At 57.4% G+C, this 7,346-nt stretch carries 13 protein-coding genes; 1 reads left to right on the forward strand and 12 read right to left on the reverse strand.

Annotated elements, in window-relative coordinates:
- Positions 1–214: 214 nt before the first annotated feature.
- The 9 genes from IB244_RS31045 to IB244_RS31085 all read right to left on the reverse strand — a co-directional run bounded on the left by IB244_RS31045 (position 215) and on the right by IB244_RS31085 (position 4,186).
- Positions 215–865: a hypothetical protein gene (locus IB244_RS31045; protein WP_246734799.1), complete on the reverse strand. Its 651-nt coding sequence runs from the start codon at positions 863–865 to the stop codon at positions 215–217.
- 20 nt (positions 866–885) lie between these two features.
- Positions 886–1,107 carry a peptide chain release factor family protein gene (locus tag IB244_RS31050; protein ID WP_192306855.1) on the reverse strand — a complete coding sequence of 74 codons (222 nt, stop codon included), beginning with the start codon at positions 1,105–1,107 and terminating at the stop codon, positions 886–888.
- The gene (locus IB244_RS31055; protein ID WP_192306857.1) at positions 1,104–1,940 is read right to left on the reverse strand and encodes a GcrA family cell cycle regulator; all 837 of its coding nucleotides are present in this window, start codon (positions 1,938–1,940) and stop codon (positions 1,104–1,106) included. The genes IB244_RS31050 and IB244_RS31055 overlap by 4 nt, the downstream gene beginning before the upstream one ends.
- Entirely contained in the window at positions 1,937–2,134 is a 198-nt protein-coding gene (locus IB244_RS31060) for a hypothetical protein (protein ID WP_192306859.1), read from the reverse strand. Before IB244_RS31060 ends, IB244_RS31055 begins: the two co-directional genes overlap by 4 nt.
- Positions 2,131–2,523: a hypothetical protein gene (locus tag IB244_RS31065; RefSeq protein WP_192306861.1), complete on the reverse strand. Its 393-nt coding sequence runs from the start codon at positions 2,521–2,523 to the stop codon at positions 2,131–2,133. The genes IB244_RS31060 and IB244_RS31065 overlap by 4 nt, the downstream gene beginning before the upstream one ends.
- Positions 2,520–2,882 carry a RusA family crossover junction endodeoxyribonuclease gene (locus IB244_RS31070; protein WP_192306863.1) on the reverse strand — a complete coding sequence of 121 codons (363 nt, stop codon included), beginning with the start codon at positions 2,880–2,882 and terminating at the stop codon, positions 2,520–2,522. Before IB244_RS31070 ends, IB244_RS31065 begins: the two co-directional genes overlap by 4 nt.
- Complete coding sequence (locus IB244_RS31075; protein ID WP_192306865.1) at positions 2,882–3,142, reverse strand: hypothetical protein; 261 nt, start codon at positions 3,140–3,142, stop codon at positions 2,882–2,884. Before IB244_RS31075 ends, IB244_RS31070 begins: the two co-directional genes overlap by 1 nt.
- Before the next feature lie 472 nt (positions 3,143–3,614).
- Positions 3,615–3,830, reverse strand: coding sequence for a hypothetical protein (locus IB244_RS31080; RefSeq protein WP_192306867.1), 216 nt, complete (start codon positions 3,828–3,830; stop codon positions 3,615–3,617).
- Positions 3,827–4,186: a hypothetical protein gene (locus IB244_RS31085; RefSeq protein ID WP_192306869.1), complete on the reverse strand. Its 360-nt coding sequence runs from the start codon at positions 4,184–4,186 to the stop codon at positions 3,827–3,829. Before IB244_RS31085 ends, IB244_RS31080 begins: the two co-directional genes overlap by 4 nt.
- 264 nt (positions 4,187–4,450) lie before the next feature.
- On the opposite strand from IB244_RS31085, the gene IB244_RS31090 reads away from it, so the two are divergent.
- Positions 4,451–5,803 carry an ISL3 family transposase gene (locus IB244_RS31090; RefSeq protein ID WP_192306871.1) on the forward strand — a complete coding sequence of 451 codons (1,353 nt, stop codon included), beginning with the start codon at positions 4,451–4,453 and terminating at the stop codon, positions 5,801–5,803.
- Between the two features lie 95 nt (positions 5,804–5,898).
- On the opposite strand, the gene IB244_RS31095 is transcribed toward IB244_RS31090, so the two are convergent.
- The 3 genes from IB244_RS31095 to IB244_RS31105 all read right to left on the reverse strand — a co-directional run bounded on the left by IB244_RS31095 (position 5,899) and on the right by IB244_RS31105 (position 7,320).
- The gene (locus IB244_RS31095) at positions 5,899–6,432 is read right to left on the reverse strand and encodes an HNH endonuclease signature motif containing protein (RefSeq protein ID WP_192306873.1); all 534 of its coding nucleotides are present in this window, start codon (positions 6,430–6,432) and stop codon (positions 5,899–5,901) included.
- Complete coding sequence (locus IB244_RS31100) at positions 6,429–6,779, reverse strand: hypothetical protein (RefSeq protein ID WP_192306875.1); 351 nt, start codon at positions 6,777–6,779, stop codon at positions 6,429–6,431. Before IB244_RS31100 ends, IB244_RS31095 begins: the two co-directional genes overlap by 4 nt.
- A gap of 358 nt (positions 6,780–7,137) precedes the next feature.
- Positions 7,138–7,320 carry a hypothetical protein gene (locus IB244_RS31105; RefSeq protein ID WP_192306877.1) on the reverse strand — a complete coding sequence of 61 codons (183 nt, stop codon included), beginning with the start codon at positions 7,318–7,320 and terminating at the stop codon, positions 7,138–7,140.
- Between the last annotated feature and the right edge of the window lie 26 nt (positions 7,321–7,346).

Below are 7,346 nucleotides of genomic sequence, written 5' to 3' on the forward strand. Positions count from 1 at the left end.
TCTCTGCGAATATCTCCATCTCTCCGTCGCAGTCCATGAGGGCGAAGCCTTGGATGCCGTCGTAGGTTGCTTCTCGGAGAGAGCAGTGGGATTCGAGAGGTGAGAATGCGTCTTCGTCGGGCATCTCGTTCCCTGAAATGCGAAAACCCGCCATCCGGTGATCAAATCCGAAGGCGGGCTTATGGCGCTCAATCGCAAATCGCTCATCAGGGGCTTACGCCGAAGCACAAACTCCAGAGCGTGTAATATCGGTAGCATTTCGGTTATGATTTGGCAATGCCCCTGAGTTCTTCAATGCGCTTAATCCCCTGCGAAGCAACAACAATTGCTGTGGAGACATGTCGCGGAGGTGTTGCAGATCCATAACCGAAACAGAGTTCACGGTCTGTCGCACCTGCGGGCCGTCCACACACTGAAGCAGGATGCCTTGAAGACGCATCATCAGGTTGCTTGCCGATCGAGCGCGGGCCGCAAGCTCTTCGCTGACTTCCCCGTCATGGCCCTTGATGCTGAAGAGCGATTGAGCGCGAGCGGAAGGAAACGGGATGCCGACGAGGCGGTGATAGCGTGCGATGGCCAGCGCGTATTCGTTGCCTGCCTCAAGCTGCTCCTCGGTGATCTTTCCATCCAGGCACATGAGGCCGAGCGTGTAGCCTGCCCTCGGGTCTAGGACTGTCTTGTCTGGTGTCGCCTCTGCCCAACCCTGTGTGCGCTTTCGTGCCGCTACTGCCACACTCAAGGTCTCCTTCTCGGTCTCTGCGGGCTTGATCTTGCCGCTCGGGTATCGCTCGACGCCTTCCTTTCTGGGGCGCCCTGCCCCTTGTGACGCTCGTCGCTTGCGTAGTTTCTCTGCCTTTGAGGACATGGTTGCCGCCTTTCGCCTCGTTACCGAAATCTTGGATGCGTAATAGCCGCCAAGATCATGTCCATGGCGATCATCTTGTTGATATGCTGAGACCTTCCAATATCGACGTAGGCCTGAATATTGCTCGGTATGTGGGTGATGCGCACACCTGAGCAGACGCCGACGTGCTGTCCGCCACGCTCGTGTATTCCGGGGATCGGCCAAACCTCAATCTTCAGATCATCGGCAGGAATGTCGCTCACGCTGCTTTGAGCCTCCGGTATTCTGGACGAGGCAAAGACCGCTCCAGATGGTTGGTGCAGTAGGATGCTCGGGATTCCGTCGTCTCGGAGCAAAAAAGGAAGGGTCCACCCGATGTCAGCGGCCACTTGCATTCGCATGGCTCAAGATCGACGAGCGTCTTGGCGTGCGGGAGGCGCATAAGATCGTATTCCGTCGCCGGAATTTGCGGCTCTGCGGGGCCGAAGTCCGGTTCCACAACGCTTTTTTGTCTCGCCTTCGGGATGATCGTGAGTGACTTCCGTGTCCCGCGAGGAGACTTGCGGCCTACGCCACGAGCCGGGAAGAGAGCGCGGTTGCGGAAGGCAACGCCGAGCAGCCCCGCTTTGGTCGTGCCGAACTTCTCGCCTATCTCTCTGGGCTGCATCCCGTCTGCCCACATCTTGGCGGCTGCGGCGATTTTCTCGTCAGTCCAGACGAATTCACTCTTTGGCCGCTTAGGGAATAGCTCGCGGTACTTGCCGGTTAACCTGCGGATCGCATGCTTGTTCGTACCGAGGCGGGCGGCGATACGCTCCTGAGACATGCCCTCGTTCCACAATTGCGCGGCCTTGTAGACATCGACATCGATACGGGCCATGGCGCTGGGCTTGTATTCCCTGCGCTGGATAGGAGCCGCTACCGTTACTTCTGCGGCGCCGGTCTTCTTGTTCGGGAACAGATCGCGGTTGCGATTGGCAAGACCGATGACGACATTGCGGGAGATACCGAACTGGCCCGCTATCATCCCGGCCGACTGCCCGTCGTTCCACATCTTGGAGGCCTTCTCTATGTCGATATCTGCGCGGGCGTTCATTGATTAGCCTCCTGCTGTGCTTGTGTTCCGCGTGGCGAGTAAACGCCTTGAAGTGCGTAGAAATACCGGGAGCCGACAGGCCAAGAGCGGCGGGCTAGGCCCATGATGAAGGCCTCTTGCGAGACGTTATCCTGGACGAGCTGCAGGCGGTCCTTGGCGACGATGGCGCGTTGACGTTCGCAATGGTCGATCATTGCTTGACCGCCTGCGCCATAAGCTGGCGAACCTGACGAGCGCGGGAGTTGCCTTCCCAGTCCTCGTTGTTCTTCTGGATGGCTCGGGCCAGATACTGCTCTCGCGTTTCCTTGACTGGCGTCGGGTTGAACGTGTCGCGGAAGTCTTCGCCCTTCTTCGCCCAGGCGCTCTGGAAGTCTACCCAGCCCTTGGCGACGTGGATCTCTGCCGCTCTCTCTGGGTTGCCATAGGCGCGATACTGCTCGACGAGGCGACGAGCGATGCGAGCCGTCATGATCGCCTTCTTCTTGCGGCGGGAGCGAATAACGTCCTCGGCAAGATCGGCCGGGATTGCTTCGCAAAGGATGTCGAAACCTGCTTTTTCACCGTCATCAAGTTTCAGGGTCATGCTGCTTCATCCTCATAGGCTGAGATTAGAACCGTACAGGGAGCCCCAGACGCCACCCACTGGACCGTCAGGCGGCGCACATACCGGTTGGAGTCGTCACGGATGACGCCGGACTTGACGAGAACGTCGAGGCAGCCCTTCAAGGCGTTGTCAGCGTCCCTCGCGCGCTTGTCGGGGGCTACGAGGCCAATGGAGATAGACACCTCTCCTGCGAACTTCTGCGGCTTCTGGCTGTGGATCATCCACAAGGCTTCGTTGGTCCATTCACGGTAACGAGCTGTGGCGCGACGGCCGACCTTGGGGACGTTTTCGAAGCAGGCGGAGACGGGCAAGGGAAAGGGAAGTTCTAAACGCTGCATCAGATGCGTTCCTCCTTGCCGTCATAGCCAGCGAACGGGACGAGCTTTCGGAGCTTGGCCGTGGGAGCGTGCTTGCGCTCTTTCGGCTCTACGTCTTTCCATGTGACGGGGACGGCGCGTTCTTCTCGGCGCTCTGCATTGATGAGGTTGTAGACGCGGCTTTCTGTCCAGCCCGCAGCCTCTCCGCCTAGGTGTGCCGCAATCTGGGCCGTATCCATGTTGTGGGGCTCGCGGAAGAGGTCTAGGAGCTTCTGTGTCATGCTGCGGCCCTCCCGCTAAGGATCAAATGCCCAATGATCTCTGGTATCTGTGGGATTACGGCGTTGCCGCAGGCTCCAACTCGGTCCACCCAATGGGGAATCCCATCACGGCTTCCGCGAAAGAGGGGTGGAGGTAAATCGGATCTTCCGATGAGGTCCTCAGCCCTTCGCACATCTTCGCACCACGAAAATGCGGAGAGCCCCGAAACCTGTTGCGGCTTGCTCCCTTCGGCTCGTTCTTCCCTATCGTCGGCAAGAAAAGCCTCTTCACCGCGGCTGGAAATCCATTCCTTAAGTTTGAGATATCGGCAATTCCTCAGATTGAGTGGAAATGTTCCTTGGGGTGCCCACATGATTGCTCCTCAAAATGAGTGGATACGTACCTTGCTCCGACGCTAGTCCGGCCGATCCGTGTAGTGCTCCAATACTCGGAGCGGATCGGCCGGACGGGCTATGAAGCTCCCCTTCGGCTTTAGCTTTCAGGGTCCGCGTATTGAACGACACCGTCGTCGTCGATCCAAAGTCCGGTGTCGTGTTCGATGCCGCTTCTGACAAGCTGGTGGGCGGTTTCCTCATCAATCAGGTGCCAGCCTGGCACCTGAGAGAACACCGTCTTCCATTGCGAGTCAGTCACTTCGTGCAACGTTTTCCTGCCGTATCCGCCGTTCCGCGTTGCATAAACCATCACTGCGCCTCCCAGCTTCTGACCAGGCCGAGAACCGCTTCCGCCTTCTTGATCGCGTATTCAATCGAGAGGCGGGCGAGGCGCTCGTGCACCCTGATCGCGTCCTGAAACGAAGGATCATTCCCTTGAGCGCTGAGCCTCATCTTCTGGACGCGCTCAAGCCCTTCTTCCCGCTGCTTGAAGCTGGTGCCGTCGAGCAATCGCGCCAGTTCAACAAGGCGGAACGCTTCGATGTCCTTCTCGGCTCTCTTGAGCAGGTTTTCCAGTTCGGTGCCCTTATTCCACTGCTCCAGATCGAGAGCTGCTTCTCGCTGCAGCCGCTCTTCCTGGCGCTTCATCCAAGCTTCATCACCCCACATGGCCGATCTCCATAACGTGTACGTGATTGCGTAGATAACGCGTACATGATATGAAGTCAATATCACGTACACGAAATAGGTGAAGCTTGACTCAAAATCATGTACATGCAACTCCATCCCGCATGGGGCGCAAGAAGCTATGGGCAGAGAACGTAAACCTGACCTTGCCTGAAGGGGCGAAGGCGAGGATGGATGCTGCTCTTGAGCCGGGGGAAGATCGGCTCGACCTGATACGCGCTGCAATCGAGAGGGAATTGAAGCGGCGTGCCAAGGCAACCAAAGAAGAGAAGTGAGGTCTGGAACGGCTGGCTCGTGAACTGGCTGAACCTCAAGGAACTCAGGGCTTCTGCCGAGCCTCGCATCGTCGAGCGCAAGGGCAAGCAGGAGTATCAGATACCCGTCGCGACCTATCCGCACCCGAACCCACCGGAGCGGATATGTTGCCTTGCTGGCATCCCGAAGCGCCACGACAAGGTCAAGGTACGCTACCGAGATCGGCGAATCGAACCCATGCCGACCGTACTGATCGTCGAGCGCCAGAGGTACAAATGCCACCACTGCGGGGCCATCGTTTTGGAAGCGATGGACGCGGACCTCGATCACAAATGGTACATCACACACCGCTTTAAACGGGCGCTCCAACTGGCATCCGTCAAACGCAACTTTCAGGACGCGGCGAACCTCAACGGCGTTGATGACAGCTACATCATTCGTCTCTTCGACGAGTTCGCCACCGAGAAGCTGGAGTATTACCACACGAACCTGCCGGAGGTTCTTGGGGTGGACGAGAACAACCTCCTGGGCGGCATGCGCTTCGTCGCCGCCGATCTGGAAACGGGCCAAATCCTCGACCTTCTTCCAGTCCGGACGGAGGCCGCCGTAATGGCGTTCTTCGCTGAGCTGCACTGGAAGTTCTACGTCAAGGTGTTCGTGCAGGACATGTGGCGCGGCTACCGAAATGTCGCCGAGCAGATGTTCCCCAAAGCCTTGAACATCGTGGACAAGTTCCACGTCGTCCGCATGGCGAATGACGGCATGGCCGACGCCCGCAAATGGTACCAGACGAAGCTGGAGAACGAGGACCGCCGCAGCCTGAAGAACAAGCACCGCATGTTCCTTGCCCGCTGGGACGGTATGCACAGCACCTCGCAGGACACGCTGGCGGAAATCCTCGAAGACCATCCGTTCCTCAACGACGCCTACATCTGGAAGGAGCGCTTCTATATGATCTACGACTCCGCGACCCGAGCCGAAGCGGAGAAGGAATACGACCGCCTGGTCGCCACGATGCCGCCGCACCTCAAGCGGTTCTATCGCCCGCTCACCACGTCGATGAAGAACTGGCGGCCTCAAATCTTCAACCACTTCGAGATGCCGGAGCGGTGGACGAACAACATGACCGAGAACCTGAACGGCAGGCTCAACCAGATAAACAGCATGGCGCGAGGCATGACGTTCGACCGCTTCCGGAAGAAAGCCATCCTCCGCTTCGGCAAGATCATCCCGAACAACGAGCTGGCCGTCTACAGCGGCGACCCGAACGATGACCCTCGCCAGATCGGCTTTGGATGGGACGTTTCCACTTTGGAACGTGCTTTGAAGAAGGGCCGCTTCTAGCATCTATTCCACCTCATTTGAGGAAGTGCCTGAATAGAAAAGGCATTCGCGCCTAGTTGCGGTGACCGGAGGTATGGGCCACCGGGGGAACTCATTCATGGATTTCCTGAATATGAGGGCCGTAACCGATTGCCGTGGTTTTCGTGATAGCCCCACGAAAGCTCTGCGGCCTTCCGAACTGAGACAGCCTCATCAAATGAATCGAAGACGCCTAGCTGCTTTTGAAAGCGCTTGTGCGTAATCTGGACGACCCATTTTCTCTTCGAACTTGACCAATAGACACCCGACACCCCCGATTTGTTGATCGATGAGAGGCGCATGTTCTTTGAATTGTCTGATTGGGTGACATCGCGAAGGTTGGCGATGCGGTTGTCGTCTCGGACGCCGTTGATGTGATCTATGGTTTCGGACGGCCATTCGCCATAATATAGCGCCCAACAGATGCGGTGTGCTGGGTAGCCCTTACCGCCAGTCCTTACTACGAGATATCCGCTTAGATAGTGTGTCCCTGCCGGGCGTGGAGGGGAGACTAGCCCCCCTCTGTTGTTTATTCTCCAGTAGAGAATCCCCGTATCGGGTTCATAGAGAAACTTTTCCCTAAGCACTTCAATGGGGATGAAGTTACTCATGCTCTTATTCCCTTTTTCGCTTGAGTAACTTTCGCAGCGAGGCTTTGAACCTCAGCCAGCAGATCCGCATCCAAATCATCTGCCGTGTCTCCTCCTTCTAATTCGAGCTCGTGTTGGAGGTTCTTGAGCTGGCGTTCGCACATGTCGAGGTAAGCCAGCTTGACCCTGCGCATAATCCCGCCTTCGACGGTCTTCGCACGGCCAATTCTTATGTTATTCATTGTCCAAAATGGAATGCTGTAACGGTGAGCCAGCCGTTCGAGGGCCGGCAGAGTATCGCCCCAGCCCTTGGTCTCTTTCTCGACCATTCTGCAAATGTAGCTCTGGGTTTTTACCGCGGAACTCATTTCTTGCTCCAAATGCTTTGTTTCTTTGCACATCGTGCATTCGTCTCCGTGCGAAGTTGCTCGTGCTTAAGGAGCCCACACAGATGTCGAAGCACATTCACATTGGAGACGAAGGACCGACCCTTGCCGGGGCCTCTGGCCCTTCGTCTCACGAGGCCCGCCGGGGAACCGGAAAGCCAGTAATTCAAGTCTACCGAAGCGCTCCGCCGCCTGTTGCTTCGGTTGATGCAGCCACGTCCGACGAATGTTTCGAACAGTTGGGCGTGGCTGCCGTTAGAGTCCTGGCGCGATTTACGCTGCCGAGAATGTCGCTGGTGCCGATCCAAGAGGAGTTCGACCGGCACCAGCTACCGAGACCTCAAAGCCGGGAGGAAGACTGAGTCTCAGGTTTGAAATCTTGAAGCGCGCCTTCGACCGCGCCGTAGCAGAGCAGATCAAGCTCCTGCTCTTCCTTGCGGCTGCAGCGTCCAGATGTGGCGCAGATCGCCAGAGCTAGGCCGGTGATAGCCACGGCAGGGACGCCGACAGCGAGGAGGATCATGAATGAGTCGTTGCTCATGGTTTAAC

The sequence above is a fragment of the Rhizobium sp. RHZ02 genome (genome assembly GCF_014851575.1).
Classification (GTDB): Bacteria; Pseudomonadota; Alphaproteobacteria; order Rhizobiales; family Rhizobiaceae; genus Rhizobium; species Rhizobium altiplani.